At 56.9% G+C, this 18,854-nt stretch carries 19 protein-coding genes and 1 tRNA gene; 7 read left to right on the top strand and 13 right to left on the bottom strand.

Annotated elements, in window-relative coordinates:
- The coding region (locus ACR0LN_RS10840) for a substrate-binding domain-containing protein (RefSeq protein ID WP_480429681.1) at nucleotides 1-644 on the top strand (644 nt) is incomplete at its 5' end.
- Nucleotides 645-650: 6 nt separating this feature from the next.
- Here the strand turns inward: ACR0LN_RS10840 and arsB are convergent.
- The 4 genes from arsB to ACR0LN_RS10820 are packed head-to-tail and all read right to left on the bottom strand — an operon-like array spanning nucleotide 651 to nucleotide 4,784.
- Nucleotides 651-1,697: an ACR3 family arsenite efflux transporter gene (arsB, locus tag ACR0LN_RS10835; RefSeq protein ID WP_480429680.1), complete on the bottom strand. Its 1,047-nt coding sequence runs from the start codon at nucleotides 1,695-1,697 to the stop codon at nucleotides 651-653.
- Nucleotides 1,694-2,959, bottom strand: a complete 1,266-nt coding sequence (arsJ, locus tag ACR0LN_RS10830; protein WP_480429679.1) for an organoarsenical effux MFS transporter ArsJ — start codon at nucleotides 2,957-2,959, stop codon at nucleotides 1,694-1,696. Before arsJ ends, arsB begins: the two co-directional genes overlap by 4 nt.
- Entirely contained in the window at nucleotides 2,956-3,954 is a 999-nt protein-coding gene (locus ACR0LN_RS10825) for an ArsJ-associated glyceraldehyde-3-phosphate dehydrogenase (protein ID WP_480429678.1), read from the bottom strand. Before ACR0LN_RS10825 ends, arsJ begins: the two co-directional genes overlap by 4 nt.
- Nucleotides 3,951-4,784, bottom strand: coding sequence for an arsenate reductase/protein-tyrosine-phosphatase family protein (locus ACR0LN_RS10820; RefSeq protein ID WP_480429676.1), 834 nt, complete (start codon nucleotides 4,782-4,784; stop codon nucleotides 3,951-3,953). Before ACR0LN_RS10820 ends, ACR0LN_RS10825 begins: the two co-directional genes overlap by 4 nt.
- A 274-nt stretch (nucleotides 4,785-5,058) precedes the next feature.
- Between ACR0LN_RS10820 and ACR0LN_RS10815 the strand changes: the two genes are divergently transcribed.
- Both ACR0LN_RS10815 and ACR0LN_RS10810 read left to right on the top strand, forming a co-directional pair.
- A tRNA-Thr gene (locus ACR0LN_RS10815) sits at nucleotides 5,059-5,134 on the top strand.
- A 233-nt stretch (nucleotides 5,135-5,367) separates the two neighbouring features.
- Nucleotides 5,368-6,312 (top strand): hypothetical protein, encoded by a 945-nt coding sequence (locus tag ACR0LN_RS10810; protein WP_480429675.1) that lies wholly within the window; start codon nucleotides 5,368-5,370, stop codon nucleotides 6,310-6,312.
- A gap of 46 nt (nucleotides 6,313-6,358) precedes the next feature.
- On the opposite strand, the gene ACR0LN_RS10805 is transcribed toward ACR0LN_RS10810, so the two are convergent.
- The gene (locus ACR0LN_RS10805) at nucleotides 6,359-7,501 is read right to left on the bottom strand and encodes an MFS transporter (protein WP_480429674.1); all 1,143 of its coding nucleotides are present in this window, start codon (nucleotides 7,499-7,501) and stop codon (nucleotides 6,359-6,361) included.
- A 151-nt stretch (nucleotides 7,502-7,652) separates the two neighbouring features.
- Here ACR0LN_RS10805 and ACR0LN_RS10800 point away from each other — a divergent pair, with 151 nt between their 5' ends.
- Complete coding sequence (locus tag ACR0LN_RS10800; protein WP_480429673.1) at nucleotides 7,653-8,561, top strand: LysR family transcriptional regulator; 909 nt, start codon at nucleotides 7,653-7,655, stop codon at nucleotides 8,559-8,561.
- A gap of 134 nt (nucleotides 8,562-8,695) precedes the next feature.
- Here the strand turns inward: ACR0LN_RS10800 and ACR0LN_RS10795 are convergent, their stop codons facing one another.
- Complete coding sequence (locus tag ACR0LN_RS10795; protein ID WP_480429672.1) at nucleotides 8,696-9,979, bottom strand: cytochrome-c peroxidase; 1,284 nt, start codon at nucleotides 9,977-9,979, stop codon at nucleotides 8,696-8,698.
- Between the two features lie 3 nt (nucleotides 9,980-9,982).
- Between ACR0LN_RS10795 and ACR0LN_RS10790 the strand changes: the two genes are divergently transcribed.
- Complete coding sequence (locus ACR0LN_RS10790) at nucleotides 9,983-10,453, top strand: tetratricopeptide repeat protein (protein WP_480429671.1); 471 nt, start codon at nucleotides 9,983-9,985, stop codon at nucleotides 10,451-10,453.
- Nucleotides 10,454-10,457: 4 nt separating this feature from the next.
- On the opposite strand, the gene ACR0LN_RS10785 is transcribed toward ACR0LN_RS10790, so the two are convergent.
- From ACR0LN_RS10785 to ACR0LN_RS10755, 7 genes are all read right to left on the bottom strand, one after another.
- Nucleotides 10,458-11,162, bottom strand: coding sequence for a phytanoyl-CoA dioxygenase family protein (locus tag ACR0LN_RS10785; RefSeq protein ID WP_480429670.1), 705 nt, complete (start codon nucleotides 11,160-11,162; stop codon nucleotides 10,458-10,460).
- 73 nt (nucleotides 11,163-11,235) lie between these two features.
- Nucleotides 11,236-12,303 carry a TRAP transporter substrate-binding protein DctP gene (dctP, locus tag ACR0LN_RS10780; RefSeq protein WP_480429669.1) on the bottom strand — a complete coding sequence of 356 codons (1,068 nt, stop codon included), beginning with the start codon at nucleotides 12,301-12,303 and terminating at the stop codon, nucleotides 11,236-11,238.
- 25 nt (nucleotides 12,304-12,328) lie between these two features.
- The gene (locus tag ACR0LN_RS10775; protein ID WP_480429668.1) at nucleotides 12,329-13,618 is read right to left on the bottom strand and encodes a TRAP transporter large permease; all 1,290 of its coding nucleotides are present in this window, start codon (nucleotides 13,616-13,618) and stop codon (nucleotides 12,329-12,331) included.
- Entirely contained in the window at nucleotides 13,619-14,206 is a 588-nt protein-coding gene (locus ACR0LN_RS10770) for a TRAP transporter small permease (protein WP_480429666.1), read from the bottom strand.
- Nucleotides 14,207-14,259: 53 nt separating this feature from the next.
- The gene (locus ACR0LN_RS10765; RefSeq protein ID WP_480429694.1) at nucleotides 14,260-14,775 is read right to left on the bottom strand and encodes a flavin reductase family protein; all 516 of its coding nucleotides are present in this window, start codon (nucleotides 14,773-14,775) and stop codon (nucleotides 14,260-14,262) included.
- Complete coding sequence (locus ACR0LN_RS10760) at nucleotides 14,775-15,665, bottom strand: aldo/keto reductase (RefSeq protein ID WP_480429665.1); 891 nt, start codon at nucleotides 15,663-15,665, stop codon at nucleotides 14,775-14,777. Before ACR0LN_RS10760 ends, ACR0LN_RS10765 begins: the two co-directional genes overlap by 1 nt.
- Entirely contained in the window at nucleotides 15,665-16,819 is a 1,155-nt protein-coding gene (locus tag ACR0LN_RS10755) for an LLM class flavin-dependent oxidoreductase (RefSeq protein ID WP_480429664.1), read from the bottom strand. Before ACR0LN_RS10755 ends, ACR0LN_RS10760 begins: the two co-directional genes overlap by 1 nt.
- A 105-nt stretch (nucleotides 16,820-16,924) precedes the next feature.
- Between ACR0LN_RS10755 and ACR0LN_RS10750 the strand changes: the two genes are divergently transcribed.
- Nucleotides 16,925-17,635 (top strand): GntR family transcriptional regulator, encoded by a 711-nt coding sequence (locus tag ACR0LN_RS10750; RefSeq protein ID WP_480429693.1) that lies wholly within the window; start codon nucleotides 16,925-16,927, stop codon nucleotides 17,633-17,635.
- Between the two features lie 12 nt (nucleotides 17,636-17,647).
- On the top strand, nucleotides 17,648-18,745 hold the full coding sequence (locus tag ACR0LN_RS10745) for a Gfo/Idh/MocA family protein (protein WP_480429661.1): 1,098 nt from the start codon (nucleotides 17,648-17,650) through the stop codon (nucleotides 18,743-18,745).
- Nucleotides 18,746-18,854: the final 109 nt, after the last annotated feature.

Genomic DNA, 18,854 nt, shown 5'->3' with positions numbered 1-18,854 from the left:
GAAAAGAAGGGCAAAGATGGACGACTTTTACGCCGCCCGCAGCAGGGTTATCCCGCCGCTACCGTGGTCGACTTTCTCACCGCCGTTCTCAGTCCGGCCGTATTGTCGAGGCACCGGGGGTCGATAACGTCTGCTGTAAGAACGCAGACGGTACGCGGATCGCGACCGAGGTTTTACTGCAAAAGGGGCGTTCCCGTTTCGGTTTCATCGCTGGCGCGCCGAGCTTCGCATCGTCAAAGGAGCGCCGGGCTGGGGTGATGAGCGCCTTGAGTCAGGCCGGATTGTCCCTGATCGCAGAGGAAACGGGCGAATTTACGGTCGAGGCTGGGTACAGCGCGTCAAAAAAGCTGCTGCGAGACCACGCTCTGGATGCCCTTGTCTGCGCCAATGACGCAACTGCAATTGGCGCGTTGTCGGCGGCACGAGAATTGGGGCTGGACGTGCCGGGGGCTTTGTCAATTGTGGGGTTCGACGACATTGAAATGGCCGGGTGGCCTCTTTTCAACCTCAGCACAGTAAACAACCCAATTGACCAATCGGTCGAGCATGTCATCGACTTGCTTGAACGCCGACTTTCTGAACCGGACAAAGCCAGCGAAACTCTTTTGATAGACCCGTTTTTTGTGCCGCGCGGGACGCATTGATCCGCGTTAGGACTTGAGTTCTTTTGCGCTAAGTGTCTCTACGGATTCGGGAAACCGGGCGCGGGTGCGGTTGGCAAATGCCACCAGCGACAGCATCACCGGTACTTCGACCAGAACGCCGACGACGGTCGCCAGCGCCGCGCCTGAGTTCAGGCCAAACAGGCTGATGGCGACGGCAACGGCCAGTTCGAAGAAATTCGAGGTGCCGATCATCGCACAGGGGGCCGCGATGCGATGCGGGACCTTCAACGCATAAGCCGCTCCGTAAGCCAGTGCGAATATCCCATAGCTTTGGATCAGGATCGGAACCGCGATCAGCGCGATCACCATTGGTTTGGCCAAAATGGTCTGACCTTGAAGGCCGAACAGGATGACGACAGTGGCGATCAGGCCCATGATCGACCACGGTTTTACGCGGGCCGAAAAGGCGTCAATGGCCTCTTGCGAGCCCAGTTTCCGGCGCGTGATCAGGCCTGCGATCAGGGGAAGTACGACATAGAGGACTGTGGCCAGTACCAAAGTCTGCCATGGGACCGAGATATCGGTGACCCCCAGCAGGAACGCCACAATTGGGGCAAAGGCCACGACCATGATCAGGTCGTTCACCGAGACCTGCACCAACGTGTAAGTCGCGTCCCCTTTGGTCAGTTGGGACCAGACAAATACCATTGCGGTACAGGGCGCTGCACCCAAAAGGATGAGGCCAGCGGTGTATTGCGCGGCGTCTTCCGGTTGAATCCACGGCGCAAAGACATAGTCGAAGAACAGCACTGCCAGCAGCGCCATGGTGAAGGGTTTGATCAGCCAATTGACCACCAGCGTCACGATCAATCCTTTTGGCTGGCGCGCTACTCCGGCCACCGCTCCGAAATCGACGCCAACCATCATCGGATAGACCATGGCCCAGATCAGCAAAGCCACCACCAGATTGACACTGGCCACCTCAGCCGAAGCTACCAAGGCGACGAGCCCGGGGGCTGCCAGACCGATCAGAACGCCTCCGACCATTGCAAGGGCAACCCAGACAGTCAGGTAGCGTTCAAAGATGCTCATGTGTAAGCCTCAGATGTTTGATCGGTAAGTTTGCCCGACGTCAGCGCCGCCAAGGCGACCATGATTGCGGCGGTCCCCAGCACCAGCGGCAGACCACCCGTCTGATATGTCAGACCGGACAGAACGGTGCCCAAAAGGCGCCCTGTTGCGTTGGCCATGTAGTAGAAGCCGACATCCATCGTGACCCGTTCGGATTTGGTGAAGGCGAGGATCAGGTAGGAATGCAGCGAGGAGTTGACGGCAAAGATCGCCCCGAACACTAACAGGCCGACGACAAGTGTGATTGTCAGCCAGGTTTCAGGGCCGGATGACAGCAAAACGGCCAATGTTAGAGCCGCAGCAACGCAAAAAAGAAGGACTGCCCAACTGCGTGCCGCGCGGATCAAGTCCGCTTCGCTGCGTTCGGTTGCGCGCAGTATCTTGGGGGCGTTGGCCTGAACCAAGCCGTAAAGGATGATCCAAACCGCCATGAATGTGCCGATCATGAAGAACGCCGCGCGGTTGCCCTCTTCGGTGCCGTCGGACAGGACCGCGTAGAAATAGATCGGGATGCCGACCACGAACCACACATCCCGCGCACCGAAGAGAAAGACACGCGCCGCCGACAGCCAGTTCACATTGGCGGATTTTGAAAAGACCTCGGAGAATTTCGCGCCCTTGCGGCCTTTGGGCAGGCCGGGCGGCATAAAGACGATCACCGCAATCAGGATAATTGCCAATACGGCCGCCATGATGAGAATAGCCATCATGAAGCCCAGCGTCGCCAGCATCGCCGCGCCCAGTAAAAAGCCCAACCCCTTTACGGCGTTCTTGGACCCAGTCAGAACCGCAACCCAGCGAAACAGCCCGCCGCCCTCGGTCGGGGCGAGCAGTTTCACGGAGGATTTCGAAGACATCTTGGCCAGATCCTTAGCCACGCCGCTGGCCCCTTGCACCATCATCACAAAAGCCACCGAAGTTCCGATGGTCCAGTTCGGGTCCAGTTGTGTCATCGCCAACAGCGCCAACACTTGCAGCCCAAGCCCGGCATAGAGGGTTGAGGTCAAGCCGAACCGCGCGGCGATCCAACCTGCGGTCAGGTTGGTCACAATGCCTGCGATCTCATAAAGCACAAACAGATAGGCCAGCTGCACCGGCGAGAAACCCAACGTATGAAAGTGTAGCAGCACCAGCATCCGCAAGGCTCCATCGGTCAGCATAAAGGCCCAATAGGCCGCCGTAACCGCAATGTAGGCTGACAAACCTTCGGGCCTTTGGGTCACAGCGCGGCCCCAACCATCAACGCCACGTCGACCAAGCGGTGGGCATAGCCCATTTCGTTGTCGTACCAGGCATAGATCTTTACCTGCGTGCCGTTCACCACCATGGTCGAGGGCGCATCGACGATCGAGGACCGTTCGTCATTGGTGTAATCGGTTGAAACCAGCGGACGGGTTTCATAACCCAGAATGCCCTTCAACTCACCCTCGGCGGCGGCTTTGAAAAAGGCGTTGACCTCTTCGGCGGTGGTTTCGCGTTCCACTTCGAACACGCAATCGGTCAGCGAGGCGTTCAGCAACGGCACGCGGACTGCGTGACCATTCAGACGGCCTTTCAATTCGGGATAGATCAGCGTAATCGCCGTTGCCGAGCCGGTCGTGGTCGGGATCAGCGAATTCAGTGCTGAGCGTGCGCGCCGCAGGTCTTTCGCGGGGCGGTCCACGATGGTTTGCGTGTTGGTCACGTCATGGATCGTGGTCATAGAGCCATGGCGGATGCCCAGGTTCTCGTGGACCACCTTGACCACAGGGGCCAGGCAGTTGGTGGTACAGGATGCGGCTGTCACGATGTGATGCGCGGCAGGATCGTAAATCTCGTCATTGACTCCGATGACGATATTGGCGGTCGGGCCGTCCTTGACAGGGGCTGACACGACGACCTTTTTCACGCCCGCTTCGAAATAGGGGGCCAGCTTGGCCTCGGTCTTGAAGACGCCGGTGCAGTCGATCACCACATCAACACCGTCCAACGGCAGTTCGTTCAAATCCTTGGTGCCGACAAAGGGCAGGCGGATGCTGTTGATGGTGACGCTGTCTGCATCATGCGAAAACTCCGCGTCCCAACGGCCGTGGACCGTGTCAAACTCCAGCAGATGCGCGTGCATCTCGGGGTCGCCCACCGCGTCATTGATCCAGGCGATCTTGGCGCCCTTTTCCAGCAACGGCTTCAGGGCCAGTTTCCCCATCCGGCCCAGGCCGTTCAGTGCGTAAGTCGTCATTTCGTGTCCTCAAGTGACGTTCTGCCGATGTCATCGACAGCGGATTGCAATGTGATCCGGTCAAGGCTTTCGACCGGCAGAGAGGTGAAGGCCTCGATCCGGCGCTTTAGCGCGCCATAGGCGTTTTGAAAGGCCAGGCTCTTCTCGGCGTCAGTGCCAGTGGCCTTGACCGGATCGACCATGCCCCAATGGCCGCTGATTGGCTGGCCTTCCCAAGCTGGGCATTCCTCGTTTGCTGCCTGGTTGCAGACCGTGAAAACAAAATCCATTTCCGGGGCGTCCTCGGCGGCAAACTCGGACATGTGTTTGGATCGCAATACCGAGGTATCGTGCCCCTTGTCCTTCAAGACCTGCACAGCAAAGGGGTTGAGTTCAGAGGTTGGTTGCGTTCCGGCGGAATATACATTGAACCGCTCGCTGCCCAATTCGCGTAGAAGCGATTCGGCAAAGATCGAACGGGCGGAATTTCCCACACACAGAAACAGTACATTGAACTTGCGGTCCGTCATGGCGTCATTTCCTTGGTTAAAGGGCATGCAAATATCAGGGCGACCACGGCAGCAATCGAGGACCAGAAAATCCAGCATCTGCTGCACGTTCTTCATTTCAACGGAATAGAGCAGTGACGTTCCCGACCGTTCCTGTGTCACCAATCCCGAGCGTTGCAACGCGTTCAGGTAGTTCGACAGGGTGCTGGCTTTGATATTCAACTCTGCTGCCAGCTCACCCGCAGGCACAGCGTCAGGAAAGCGTCGCATCAACATGCGAAACACCGTAATGCGCTGCGGGTGGCCGAGGATGGCCAATTGGTTTGTAATTTCTTCTATCATATTTCATGAAATATTGAAATATAGGTAACTCGTCAATCGGCCGCGCGGGCTGTCGCAAAAAATTCACACTCGAAGCACGCAATTGGATGGAGGAGGGTTCTGGGATTGGAAGTATCAGGGGCTTGAACCCCTGTCGAAATTGAAGCGTAATATCCCTCTGAACGAGGCTTGCGTGTGCCTCTGCGACCGTTTAAACGAAGCGTCGCCTGCCCTGCCGTATAGAGAGATAAGGGCATAGGAGAAGAAGCTTCGAGGCCCTTGTTTGGCCCCGAATGCCGCTGTAGCTCAGCTGGTAGAGCACGTCATTCGTAATGATGGGGTCGGGGGTTCGAGTCCCTTCAGCGGCACCACTTCTCTCTGCAAGCTGTTGCCCGAAAACCGGAACTTAATTGGCGATCAGAGACTGCTAAATGGAAAAAGCGATCTGTCGCTTGCTCCGTGTTCAGACAGCATGCTTGTTTGGATCGCTCTGACCGCAACGAAACTGATCATACAGTTTTGTGGAGTTTTGGATTGAGAGTTCGCGGCAAGCGCCGTCACACTGTAAGGTAGTCACGCGAGCGTAGTTCAGAGGACGAGTATCATGCAGACTTATTGGATGCGGCGCAGCTTCGCCTTCGCTGCCGTTTTAGGAATAGTTTTTCTGTTTATTCCGGCACATCTGTTTGCCGATCAAAGTGACGCGAACAAAGCGGTGGACACTTTCAATGACGCGATGCTCAAGATTTTTCATCGCGGTCAAACAGAGCTGTCGCAAGACACCCGACCGATTATGGTGATCGCGCGCGATGTCATTGTGATTTCGGAAAACGGCGAGGCAACATATACAAGGAACGCCCCGCGCTATCAGCAGCTCAAGTCTACCACGCATGTTCTATTGGGGATCATCGGTGCGGTGACGCCGTGGCCGGATGACGATGCCGGAAAAGAGCGCTGGAAGCGTGAGTTCGCAGCGATTTCTGGCGAGATTGATAGCCTATTGGCAGCGGTAGACGGGCTAGGGCTGCCAAAGGATTCTTTGGCCAAACAGAAGGAAATGCTTCAGAAGGCCCAAGCCTTTACTAAACAGGCGCTGAACCAAGGAGAACTCACGCGCGAAGCGGTGTCTAAGATTATCAACGACACGCGGCCAATATGGGTCGAAAACATGCGTGAAACCGCGCGTGCAGAGCTTACCGCGCTCCATTCAGCCGTTACCCAGGCTCGTGCTGAAATGGATAAGGACGATTGGGAGAAGATGTACATAGTCCATCACGGTGGATCCAGCGTGGAGGACGTCAATGTTGTTCTTTTGTATCTACAGCGGGTGATGCCTGAAAAAGTCGCCGCTGGCCAAGTGATGTTTGCCGAAAACGCTCATGGGACAGATGCACTGGCAAGCCACGTGGGTTACGTGATCATGCAGCGAAATGTCGGCGCATGGGCATTCGGAGACCCGGCACGGATGGAAGTGGATCTTTTGGGCTATGAGGCCGGATCAATACTGGATGAAATGATCGAAGCCCCACCGCCTTCTGGTGCCGAGTAGACACGCAATGCAGGTGTTCTGACAGCTTGCATGCACTTGAAGCCCACTAATGGTGGTCTTTTCCAATAACAAACAGTGCGGCGACCGTGAACAACAAGGATGGAATGAGCGCGAGTTCTAACCAATCCAAACGTTTGGCAAGCCATCCGCCTGCAAGTGGCAACACAAAGGCAATGCCATAGCCAACCAGTGTCATGCCCGCACTAAGCCGGGTGACGGCATGCCCTTTGGCGATAACCGCTGGCAGTGAAACCAAAAGGATCAATTCAACCGAAGCCGCAAAGCCGGTTAGCAATGCCGCAACCCAGGATGTCCATCCCGAAAGAAAGGTAAACCCGGCAAGCCCCACCGCGGACAACAAGGCCGTTGCTGCAATTGGCGCACGCTTGCCGATCCACCGCGGAGCAGCAAGGACGACAAACGAGGCCAGAAGCGGGGTCGCGTTATAAGCGAAGAGAAGACCTGCAAGTGCCTCGATCTCCCCTCGATCCTGCAGGATTGCACCGACATAAGAATTGATGACGTAGAAGGCCACGACCGAACCGGCAAGAAGCAACCCATATCGCCAGACGAGACGGTCATTCCAGCGCGGCAGCGAAGTTGCCGGGACATTATCGTCCGTCGCACTCTCTGACGGAATTTCCTTGCCTTTAGACGATCTGACAAATGCCACTACCGAGGCAATGAGCACAATCGGCACAGACCAAAGCACCAAAGCTATGCGCCAATCGTCCCCGGCCATCGGCAACACAACAGGGAGCGTCAAGCCAGCACCAGACATCTCTCCAACCATCATGCCATTCAGGTAGACGGCGCTTCCAAGTGCTATGTGGCTCGGCGTCCAGGCCCGCGTGGCAGCAGGTAAAGCCGTTTGGAACACAGCGACGCCCAGCCCCATAAGGACAGAAACCAAAAACAGCGCTGCGCCGGAGGGAGCATAACCACGCGCGCTGGACGCCGCTGCTGTCACCAGAAGCCCACCGATGATGGCTGTCTTCAGTCCGAACCTCGCAATGATCATCGCCGCAGGGATTGCACCAAAAGCGATGGCGATAACCGGCAACATGGTCAGGGACCCGATGCCTGCCGTATCCAAGCCATATGCATCGGCTATGCGCGTTGCCAATGGTGGGGCTGCCAGCACTGGAACACGCAATGCCCACCCCACAAGCCACAAAATGGCGAACATGGTGATTGGAACCGGATGAGAGCGGTGTGTTATGCAGTGATCCACGAACGGCCCTTTTTGCTGACGTGTTGAATGTCGCGAACATAGGCTTTCAAAAAATTTGTGGTAGATTTATAATTTAGACAGACGCTTTCTAAAAATTGGAAATTAGATGAATCGATTTGCTGAGATTCAAGCATTTGTCGCGGTGATAGAAACCGGATCGTTTTCTGCGGCCGCAGAAAGACAAGGTGTGGCGATCTCGGCGATAAGTCGAAGGGTCGACGAGATGGAGGCGCGATTTAATGTAAAGCTGACGCGGCGTTCCTCTCGGGGTGTTAAAGCCACTGAAGAAGGGCGGATGTACTATGATCGCTGCATTCGTTTGTTGTCGGATTTGAGGGAAGCGGACAATGAGATTTCTGGTCTCGAAGGTTCGGTCTCGGGGCCGATACGTATTGCCTGCCCGCCCGCGTTCGGATTGCGTTACCTGGCGCCGATTGCGAACACCTATGCAGCTTCACATCCAGGAATACAGTTTGATATCGACATGGGGGATCGGGCTGTCAACCTCGTCGAGGAAGGCTTCGATTTTGCGATCCGCATCGGACACACGGATGATCCCGCGCTTATTTCTGAGCCTCTGTTTCCCAGTCAGCATCTCATTACCGCAAGCCCCTGTTTTTGGGATGAATTCGGTCGACCCGACAAACCAGAAGACCTTAAGGGTTTGCCGGCCATCGTTTACAAGACCGGGGGCGATCCAACGCGTTGGCGCATTACCTGCCCCGACGATCGCACCGTCGAAGTACGTCTTTCCCCACGCTTTATTGCCAATAACGGAGAGATGCTGATCGAGGCGGCCAAAGCCGGGTTAGGTGTTTGCCTGGAACCCAAATACGCCTGCAGCGACGCGATCCGCGATGGTTCGCTTGAGGCGGTCCTGGGTGGCTATCGCATTGATGAGCGAATGGTTGAACTGGTGTGGCCCAGCGTCCGGCCGCTTTCTCGAAGAGCAAGTGATCTGACTAACATACTTCGAGAAAAATTCGCCACGAGTCCTCCTTGGAACGGTGACTAAAGTGCAGGCGTTCCCCCGAAAACAAAGTTGACAACATTGAGGGCAGGAAGGACCTCAGCCAGTAAAGGCCAGTTCTAATTCCTGGATCGAACGGGTTTGATTTTGTCCAACAGCACTGGCGACGCGCGGGATGGTTAAGGAATAAATCCTTTGGGCACTCCAAATTGCGGTGAGTGCACGCCGGAACCTGTCAAAGAATGTAGAAAAGCTATCAGGTTCTGGATTTCCAACTCCGTGAGTTCGAGCGGTTCAATGTCGATCTGGTTGCGTTGACGCTCCATTTCAAAACGGTCTTTCCAAACTAAAAAATCCGTTTTCTGTAACCATGGCACTTCTGGCAATGCAGCCATTTGAGGTTTCCATTTCTCTAGGCTTGCTTGCGGGTTCAGGTGATGGCGAATGATGCTTTCCAAATCGGGAAAGGCGCCATTGTGACCGTAGGGCGCGGTCAGGGCCACGTTGCGTAGCATAGGGGTGCGGAACCTGTAAGCATCCTCCAGGCGGTTGCTTTCACCCATACGCCCGACGTCTCGGGCATAAGGGTCCCATTGCCGGGTTCGGCCGGGACCAAAGGGTGGCAATCCCAGCGCATAAAACTTCTGATCCGTCATCAACGGGCCCGAGTGGCAAGAGGAACACTTCGCTTTTCCGTAAAACAGAGCCATGCCCCTCTTTTGGTCGGCAGACAGCGCCCCGGAGTTGCCGCCCAGGTATTGATCAAATGGACTGTCGGTGCTGCGCCACTCAATGGCCATAAATGCCGCAAGCGCGTTCGCGATCTGGGTAATCGTGATTTCGTCGGCGGTCTCAACCTCATCAAAGGCAGCAACCATTGCAGGGCCATAGCGTGGGTCAGTGCGAACACGTTTCGCCAAAATCGGCCAACCCTTGTCGATACGGTCATGTACCGCGCCTGTGACTTGGTTTTCGGCAACGTTCCCCGCCATTTCGAACTGCGAGGTCAGGGGAAACAGGGCCTGCGCGGCAAGCAAAGAGTTCAACCCATCCGGCAGCCATTCTTGCGCCGGGGAGTTGAAGCCGTTGCCGTAAACATCCGAGATGCTAAGGCGGCCGTCATGGAATACCGTGTGAATATCCTTTGCCCCAAGGTTCCACAAACCCGGCGAGTTTCGGGGGATGCGTTTGCGTATTTTGTCGGCCCCAATGCCCGGTACGCGATCCGGTCCAAGCCCTTGACCGCCCTCGCCAATCCCCAATGACAGCCCGTCGGAGGTGCCAAAATCTGGATGGTGGCAATGGGCGCAAGAGATGTTCTGGTTGCCGGACAGGATCGGGTCGTAAAACAGTTGATGACCGATGGCGGCCTGTTCAATATCAAAGGGGATAAAATCATCATCGGTCAGCGGGCGTGGCAAATCCTGCGCCGCAGCGGCCCCGACCCAGAAGAGAGCAACCACCCCATGCGCCAGCTTGTACTTGCCCTTTGCCTGTTTACCTCTCCGGCTTGGGCAGAACTGGAACAGGCGCGTGATCTGATGGAGGACGGACAGTTTGAAGCCGCGCGCGAAGAACTCCTCCCAGCCGCGCGGTCGGGAAATGCCGATGCTGAGGAACTGATCGGTGTGATGTACGGGTTGGGTCTTGGGGTCGAACAAGACTATGAACGCGCGTTCGAGTGGTATCTGCGCGCCTCGATGAAAGGGCACCCGGGGGCGCAGTCGGGTGTTGGCTGGTACTATGAGCTGGGTCTGGGCATGCCTGCGCCCGATCTGGTGAGGGCTTATATGTGGTACACGCTCAGCGCCATTGGTGGCGATCCCGACGCGGCGATCAGCCTTGAAGAAGTGGTCAAGAAAATGTCGCCGGAGCAAATCGAAAAGGCGCATGTTCTGGTCAATGATTACAAAGGGTGGATGTACCCTTTTAGGTGATGGATCAAACTCGCAAGGGTTTCGCAAACCGCTTTGGGGCCTTGGTGTCAGGGTCGATGATCGGACCCGAGGAATATTGGCACACAAAGGCCCGTCGCGGGTTGGCCGTGGTATTCGCACCCGAGCTGTGAAGCGTGAGGCTTGAAAAGGCCACGATCGTGCCCGCCTTGCAGGTCATCGGTGTTCCGGTTTCCGTGCCGAAATACCCATTAAGTTCGTTGCTGTCGTCCTGCCATTCATGCCGATCCAGACCCGGTTCAGCGTCAAGGTCTCGCGGCAGGATATAGACGCATCCATTTTCTTCGGTTGCATCGTCCACTGCGATCCAAACGGTCAGATAGGGTGTGTGATTGAAGCCGACATAGGCGCCGTCCTGATGCCAGGCAAAGCTCGCGCCCTTGCCCGCGCCCTTGACCACGAACTGTTCATTGAACAGCATCGGATCTTCGATCCCGCAAGCATTGGTGATCTCGGCAATTTTGCTGCCCAGCAGAAAATCCTCAAGCGAAGGGAATTCAGGGTGCCGGTGGCGCAGAAAGCGGCGCGCGTCCCCCAATCCTATTTTGTGCACGTTGCCGCCGCCGTCGTGGGCAGGCTCTTCCAGAAGCGTGTCGCAGGTGCCGCGCAGCATCTGCAAGTCTTCCGGGTTTAGCGCGTTCTCGAAGACGAGGTAACCTTGGCGGCGAAATGCATCGGTTTGGTCGAGCATAAGGGTATCTCCGGCGAGGGGTGCAAATCCGCGCGCGGCCGGGCCGCACGCAGTATTTTTTTGTCAGACCGCCTTATTGAGTCTCAGCTGCGCGGGTCGCTTCAATCTCGGCTTCGGCCTCGGCAACCGCCGCGGCCAAGGCGTCAAAGGCAGCTTCTCCGCCGTCAACATTGGCCTTGAACCAATCATAGACAGGTGCCGCTGCTTCCTTGAACGCGGCCTTTTCTTCCGGTGTCGGCACATAAAGATCGCCACCTTCGGCAACGAATTCCTCATAAGCCTGGATCGACTTGCGCTTGGGCGAGGCGAATGTCGCCTGCTGAAGCTGATAGAACCCGTCGACGATGACATTGCGCAGCTCAGGCGGCATCGACATGAACTTTTCGTTGTTCATGAACCACAGCGCACCCATGTAGGCGTGCCCATCCAGTGTGACGTATTTCAGACCGGCATCGGGGAACTTCATGCTCATGATGTCGGTGATGCCGTTTTTTGATCCTTCAACAACACCGGTTTGGAACGAGGTGAACAGCTCCGGCCATGGGATCGGTGTCGGGGCCGCGCCCAGTGCTTTGACCAGTTCCTGCGGCAGATCAGCGACCACGGTGCGGATCTTCAAACCTTCCATGTCGCCGGGGCTTTGGATGCGGCGCTGTGTGTTGGCAAAGTTGCGCCAGCCGCCTGTGTTGCCAATCGTCATCAGACGCAGAGCACCGCCCGAGTTTTCGGCGACCATTTCTTGCATCTTGGTTACGAATGGCGAGCCGTTGGCCAGCGCTGCTTCGGCGACGCGGTCATCCGACATCAGGTAGGGCAAGTCCAGAACCTGAACGAAGGGGAAGATGCCCGACGTGCCACCCGAGGTCTGAATCACAATATCAATCTGACCTTCGGCCACGCCTTGCAGGCATTCTGCACCGTTCGAACACAGCTGCGTGCCGATAAACAACTCAACCTCGATTGCGCCGTTCGAGGCTGCCTCGACGTAGTTCTTAAAGACGATCAGGCCGTCATAGTCTTCGTCGTTTTCGTTCGAATTGGCCGTGGCACGCAGGGTGAAATCAGCCGCTGTAGCTGTGATTGCGGACGCGGCCAGCAGCGATGTGGCCACCGCTGCGGTTTTGAAAAAGTCTCTGAGCATGCGTTTCCTCCCTGTGATACTCAGTTCAGTTTGCAAATCCCGTTATCCTCGGGATCGTCATGGAGATTGCGGGAACATAGGTGATCAGGAAGATCACTATGATTTCGACAGCCAGGAATGGCAGGATTGCCTTGGCAATGGTTTCAACCTTTTCACGCGACACGGCGGCGGCCACGAACAGCACAAGCCCCATGGGTGGCGTGGCGAGGCCGACTGTCAGGTTGACGCTCATGATAATGGCGAAATGGATCGGATCGACCCCGAGGCTGGTGAAGATGGGCCCCAGAATCGGGCCAAGGATAATGATCGCGGGGCCTGCATCAAGGAACATGCCGACGATGAACAAAAGCAGGTTGATCAGGAACAGCAGGATCAGCGGGTTCTCCGACAGGCTGAGGATCAACGAGGCCAGTTGTTCCGGCGCATGGCTGAGGCTGACCACAGTTTTGAACGCCATGGCCGCCCCGACCAGCAGCAGAACAACGGCCGAGGTCAGACCGGCATTGCTGAGGATCTCGGGGACTTCTTTCAGGGTTAGGGTACGCAGCACGAAGAAGCCGATGATAAAGGCATACCCCACGGCGACTGCGGCGGCCTCGGTAGGTGTGAAGATACCGCCCAGAATGCCGCCAAGAATGATCACCGGCGTCAGCAGTGGGAAAAACGCCTTGAGGCTGGCCTGACGACGTTCGGGCCACGTGTATTTGCGGCTGGCAACCGGAAAGTCGTATTTGTCGGCCATGAACTTAATCATCAGCATCAGGCCGACGCCAACCATCACGCCGGGTACGATACCGGCAAGGAACAAGGCCGCGACGCTTTCGCCCATGACATAGGCGTAGATGATCATGATGCCCGAAGGCGGGATGATCGGGCCGATCACCGAACTGGCTGCCGTGATCGCAGCGGCGAATTTGCGGGTATAACCCTGTTTCTCCATCGCTGGGATCAGCATTGACCCGAGCGCCGAAGTGTCGGCCACAGCAGAGCCCGAAAGCCCCGCGAATAAGATCGAGCTCAGCACGTTCACATGGGCCAGACCGCCCCGGAGATGTCCCATCAGGGCCTGTGAAAACTCGACCAGACGGATGGTGATACCGCCACGGTTCATTAACTCTCCGGCCAGCATGAAGAAGGGGATCGCCATCAGCGGGAAGCTGTCCATGCCGTTATAGACATTGCGATACAGCAGCGTGATGTCGTTGGTCTGGCCGTTCAGCCACAGCAGGATGCCCGGCGCGGCCAGCAGCGCGAAAAAGACCGGCAGGCCGATCATCAGGAAAATCAAGAAAGTGGGGAGGAACCAAATCAGCATTTATTCAGCCCCCACTGGTGCGTCAGCGATTTCTGGCAGCAGGTCGCCGCCACCCAGCAGAGTGATGACCGAGCGCAGGATCAGCTCGATATTCACAGCAATCAGAAGGACAACCCCGACCAACAGTGAGGCCATCATCCAACTGCGCGGGATGCGGTACCATTCGTCGAACCCGAAGGAGGTCGGCAGGTATAGCGCGGCGGTGGCGAATTTACCGCCAAAGCCTGTGACCTCGGACCAGCCGATATTGACAGCCACCAGCAGAACCGCCAGCGACACGACCAGCAGGAACAGCATTAGCACCTGACCCAAAGCGCGTGGCAACATCATCGGCACCATATCAATGGCCACAAAGCCGCCGCGTCGGAAGGCCGTGGGCGCCATCAGGCCGGTCATCCACAACATGCAGAACCGCGCGGCCTCATCCGGCCAGGGCAGAGCGTTGCCCAGAACGTACCGAAAGAATACCTGGATCAGGATCGCGATAACCATCAGTGCAATCGCAACGATACCAACCGCACGGCCCAGACGCAGCGCGGTTTCATTCACGAACGCAATCGGCGCAAGCACCGATGTCAATCCGCCCATGCGGATCCTCCCTTGTTCAGCTGCGGGTTGGCCCCGCAGTCATCAGATCGCACTTATTTCTGCGCGAATTGGCCGAGTTTTCCGGCGTAAAAGGTCAGCGCGTCTCCGTCCGCCATGCTGGCCTTGAGAACCTTGCCCACCACAATCACGTGATCGCCCGCATCGTGATACGCGTGCTGCTCGCATTCAAACCTTGCCAGACAATCCGACAGCAGCGGTGTGCCGTTTTCACAGCGGTCATGGTCAATATCCCGCAAGGCGAAGGCGTCTTTCGAGCAGCCAAAGCACAGCTCGGCCTGTCGGGACGACAGTACGTGGACGCTGAAATGACGGGCCTTGTGGAAATAGGGGAAGCGGCGAGAATTGCGGTCGCCCGCCCACATGATCAGCGGCGGGTCCAGCGACAGGGACGAGAAACTGTTGGCCGTGATGCAGACCGGGCCGTCCGCACTGTCGCAGGTTACGATGGTGACGCCGGTGGCAAATCGGCCAAAAGCGTCGCGCAAGGTGCGGGTGTCGTCCTTGTGCGGGACGAAAGTGTGGGTCATGTCCTTAGAGATTGCGTTCATCATGGTACCTCATGCCCCAGCGCCGCCTCATAAAGGCGGAACCAGCTTTCGCGATCCAATGTAACGTTCAAAGCGTCGGAAATGCTTTTGATGCGGTCCAGATTATTGGTGCCAAGGACCGGAAGAATACCTGCCGGATGCGCCAGCAGGAAGGCAATCGCCACAGCCGCGCGATCCACGCCGAACTCTGCAGCTATCTCATCCGCGACCACGCCGACCGGAGGGTTGCCTGCCATCAATACGCCCCCACCCAGCGGCGACCACGCCATGACCGGCTGACCGTGCTGTTGGTGAAATGCCAGATCACCATTGGTGAAGGGGCTGATCTCACCCAGCGAAATCTCGATCTGATTGGTGACCAGTTGCGTCTTCATTGCTGACTGCAGCAAGTTCCAATCCCAAGGGCGGAAGTTTGACACGCCAACCGCGCCGACCTTACCGCTGGCGACAACTTCATCCAGTGCAGCCCCGGTTTCATTGTGGTCCATGAACGGATCGGGTCGGTGGATCAGCAGCAGATCGATATGGTCGATTGCCATTTCGGTCAGCGAGGTGTCGACCGATTTCAGGATATGTGCCCGCGAGGTGTCATAGTATTTGACCTTTGCGTGGGAATATCGACCACAGGGAGCGACGATGTCGCATTTGGTGACGATCTCCATCTTCTGGCGTAGCGCAGGGTTTGCGCGCAGGGCGGCGCCAAGAACGGCCTCGGCATTATAATCGCCATAGATGTCGGCCTGATCGAATGTGGTGATACCCTGATCAAGGCAGGCTTGGATCTTGGCCTCGACATGGTCCGCAGACGTATCCGTGTCATCGCCCAGCCGCCACATGCCATAGACCAGGCGGCTCATGTCCAGCGACTCAGATAGTTTCACACGTTGCATCAGCGGCGTACTCCGTTGCCCAGCGGAGTCGCCGGGGTCGTCTTGGGGACCCTTCCGTAAGCTTCGGGAAGGGAGCAGGTTTTCAGGTTCGGCAACACGCGGGCGCCGAAATGACGGGCTTCGTCCATATGCGGATAGCCCGAGAAGATGAAGGCGCGGATGCCCATCTTTTGATACTCTTCGATCTTGGACATGACCTGATCCGTCGACCCGACCAGAGCCGCCCCGCAGCCCGATCGCGCACGTCCAACGCCGGTCCACAAGCCCGGTTCGACATAGCCATACTCATCCGCCAGATCGCGGTTCTTGGCCTGATGCGCCACACCCAACGAGGTCGCATCCAGCGCCCGTTCCCGGATGGCACGGCCATAGTCATCGTCCAGCTTCGAGACGATGTAGTCGGCATATTCCTGCGCCTCGGCTTCGGTATCACGGACGATCATGTGGACACGCAGGCCATAGTCCAGCGTCCGGTCGTAGGTCTCGGCGACCGCATGAACGGCCTTCATCCGCCCCTCCAATTGGTCTTTGGTTTCGGGCCACATCAGATAGACATCGCAATGCTCGCCGCACAGGTCCAAGGCGGACGGAGAATAGCCACCAAAGTAGAGCAGCGGTCCGCCGCTCTGATAGGGCTTGGCCGGGTCAGTGGTCAGTCCCGAGAAGCTATATACTTCACCTGCGTGGTTGATCTCATCCTGCGTCCACGCCTGTTTCAGGATTTCCACCACTTCGCGCGAGCGTTGGTAGCGGAACGCGCTGTCGGCTTTTTCTCCGGGGAAGTCTGAGGAAATGATGTTGACCGTCAACCGCCCCTTCAGCATGTGATCCAGCGTCGCGATGGTGCGGGCCAGCATGATTGGCTGCATCTCACCGCATCGCACGGCGGCCAGCAAGTTGATCTTTTCGGTAATCGGTGCGCAACCGGCAACAAAACTCAGCGTGTCCTGACCAACCTGATAAGACGACGGGCACAGGATATTGCGGAACCCCTGCGCCTCGGCCTCTTTCACGATGCCGGAACAATGCTCCCAGCTGGACCGCAGATCGCCATCGGGCACGCCAAGGAACTGGTAATCGTCGGAACACAGCGCAGCAAACCACGACACCTCAGCCGCATCCAGATCGGGGGATGTGATGGGGACGATGCTCATTTGATTCACGCTCCGTACATCTTTGACTTTCCTCTTGCGTAGCAAGCGCATTGATGTAGATCAATAGTGTATCAATTTTTCCTGCGACCGAGTGAAGCGTCCACCGTGCCAGCCTCGAACCGAAACCCGAATGCCCTGCCGGTTTACATTCAGATCGCGGAACTGCTGATCCGTGATATAGCCGCTGGCCGCCTGATCGACGGAGAGCGCCTGCCGCCAGAACGCGACATGGCGGTACAGTTGAATGTTTCGGTGGGGACGTTGCGAAAATCGCTCGCAGAGCTAGAGAAAAAGGGGATGCTGGAGCGTATTCAGGGGTCGGGCAACTACATCCGCGAGACTGGCACCCAAAACAGCGTTTACGCGATGTTCAGGTTGGAACTTCCCCAAGGTGGTGGCCTGCCACGCGCGGATATCTTGTCGGTTGATCATTTGCGGAAGCCGTCCGATCTTCCAGATTTCGGGAATTCCGGCACCGGTTCGCGTGTGCGCAGGATGCGCTACTTGAATGATACAATCATAGCGGTCGAAGAAATTTGGCTCGACGAATCAGTAGGTCTGATCGACCGAAGCCTGCTGTCTGACTCTCTTTACCGCTATTATCAGCGCCAACTGGGTTTCTGGATTATGCGCGCCGAAGACAGGGTTTCGGTTCGCCCGCTACCGGAATGGACCCCGCCGGATTTCACCAAGACCGCAGGCGAAGCGGCAGGGTATATTGAGCGGTTCAGTTGGTCGGAAAACGCAGAACCCGTTGAATTCTCGAAAACATGGTTCGATCCTGATCGGGCTAACTACGTCCAACGTTTGAAGTAAAAGGAAACGCGCATGACCCGGACCATCAATTACGGGCTGATTGGATGCGGCATGATGGGGCAAGAGCACCTGCACAATATTGCCCTGTTGGAAGGCACGCGTGTGTCGACGATATATGAGCCCGATCCAGAGATGGCCGCAGCAGCACAGGCAATTGCGCCGTCCGCTGCGTTTGTAGGTTCAGTGCAAGAGCTTCTGGCGATCGAGGATCTGGATTGTATCGTCATCGCCAGCCCAAACCATCTGCATGTGGACCAAATTTGCGAGATCGCGGAAACCCGCCCTTTGCCATTGCTGGTCGAGAAACCTTTGTTCACCAATCCGCAAGACGCAGCGCGGCTTGAGCAGGTGCAGCGGGACTATCCGCACCCGATCTGGGTTGCGATGGAGTACCGTTACATGCCGCCCATTGCTGCTTTGATCGACCAGGCTGATGTGACGGGCGGCGTCCAGATGCTCTCAATCCGCGAACATCGCTTTCCGTTTCTGGGCAAGGTCGGCAACTGGAACCGGTTCAACCGCAATACGGGCGGAACTTTTGTCGAGAAATGCTGCCACTTCTTCGACCTGATGCGGCTGATCATCGGCTCTGATCCGGTTCGTATCACTGCAAGTGGCGGGCAGGCCGTGAATCATCTGGAAGAAGACTATGATGGCGAGACGCCTGACATTCTGGATCACGGCTATGTTTTGGTCGATTTCGCCAATGGTTCCCGCGCGATGCTGGAGCTTTGCATGTTCGCCGAAGGCTCGCGTTATCAGGAAGAGGTTTCGGCAGTCGGGTCAAAGGCCAAGATCGAAGCGCTCGTCCCTGGACCGGGTCGGTTCTGGCCCGATCATCTGGGTGAACCACCGGTTCCGCAAGTCATCGTCAGCCCGCGTGATCCGAAGGGTCCGACTTCGAAAGATATCCCGGTTGACCCAAAGCTGCTGGCGGCCGGGGACCACAACGGGTCAACCTTTTATCAGCATGAAAAGTTTCTGGCTGTGCTTCGTGGCGAAAAGGCAAACCCGGAGGTGAGTTTAAAGGACGGTCTCTGGGCTGTTAGGATGGGGCAAGCGGCGCAGCAAGCAATAGACACCGGCGAAGCGGTATACTTGATCGACTGAATGGAATTGAAAACGGAATGAGTTTTCAATCCCAGTAGATTCCAACAATTTTGCCTGTCCAACGGCAAACGTTTTATCGCCAGCGGTGGGTCTATTGCTTGAGCGGTAT

Source organism: Ruegeria sp. AA6, assembly GCF_056542865.1.
The sequence above is the reverse complement of the archived record's forward strand: the minus strand, read 5'-3'. Positions and strand labels throughout refer to the sequence as shown.

What these genes read in the sequence shown, in the direction of transcription:
- ACR0LN_RS10825 (WP_480429678.1), bottom strand. Translation starts at nt 3,954, where the DNA reads ATGACGACTTACGCACTGAACGGCCTGGGCCGGATGGGGAAACTGGCC.
- ACR0LN_RS10765 (WP_480429694.1), bottom strand. Translation starts at nt 14,775, where the DNA reads ATGAACGCAATCTCTAAGGACATGACCCACACTTTCGTCCCGCACAAG.
- ACR0LN_RS10790 (WP_480429671.1), top strand. Translation starts at nt 9,983, where the DNA reads ATGCGCCAGCTTGTACTTGCCCTTTGCCTGTTTACCTCTCCGGCTTGG.
- ACR0LN_RS10760 (WP_480429665.1), bottom strand. Translation starts at nt 15,665, where the DNA reads ATGCAACGTGTGAAACTATCTGAGTCGCTGGACATGAGCCGCCTGGTC.
- ACR0LN_RS10800 (WP_480429673.1), top strand. Translation starts at nt 7,653, where the DNA reads ATGAATCGATTTGCTGAGATTCAAGCATTTGTCGCGGTGATAGAAACC.
- ACR0LN_RS10785 (WP_480429670.1), bottom strand. Translation starts at nt 11,162, where the DNA reads ATGCTCGACCAAACCGATGCATTTCGCCGCCAAGGTTACCTCGTCTTC.
- ACR0LN_RS10770 (WP_480429666.1), bottom strand. Translation starts at nt 14,206, where the DNA reads ATGGGCGGATTGACATCGGTGCTTGCGCCGATTGCGTTCGTGAATGAA.
- ACR0LN_RS10755 (WP_480429664.1), bottom strand. Translation starts at nt 16,819, where the DNA reads ATGAGCATCGTCCCCATCACATCCCCCGATCTGGATGCGGCTGAGGTG.
- ACR0LN_RS10775 (WP_480429668.1), bottom strand. Translation starts at nt 13,618, where the DNA reads ATGCTGATTTGGTTCCTCCCCACTTTCTTGATTTTCCTGATGATCGGC.
- arsB (WP_480429680.1), bottom strand. Translation starts at nt 1,697, where the DNA reads ATGAGCATCTTTGAACGCTACCTGACTGTCTGGGTTGCCCTTGCAATG.
- ACR0LN_RS10745 (WP_480429661.1), top strand. Translation starts at nt 17,648, where the DNA reads ATGACCCGGACCATCAATTACGGGCTGATTGGATGCGGCATGATGGGG.
- ACR0LN_RS10810 (WP_480429675.1), top strand. Translation starts at nt 5,368, where the DNA reads ATGCAGACTTATTGGATGCGGCGCAGCTTCGCCTTCGCTGCCGTTTTA.
- ACR0LN_RS10805 (WP_480429674.1), bottom strand. Translation starts at nt 7,501, where the DNA reads ATGTTCGCCATTTTGTGGCTTGTGGGGTGGGCATTGCGTGTTCCAGTG.
- ACR0LN_RS10820 (WP_480429676.1), bottom strand. Translation starts at nt 4,784, where the DNA reads ATGATAGAAGAAATTACAAACCAATTGGCCATCCTCGGCCACCCGCAG.
- dctP (WP_480429669.1), bottom strand. Translation starts at nt 12,303, where the DNA reads ATGCTCAGAGACTTTTTCAAAACCGCAGCGGTGGCCACATCGCTGCTG.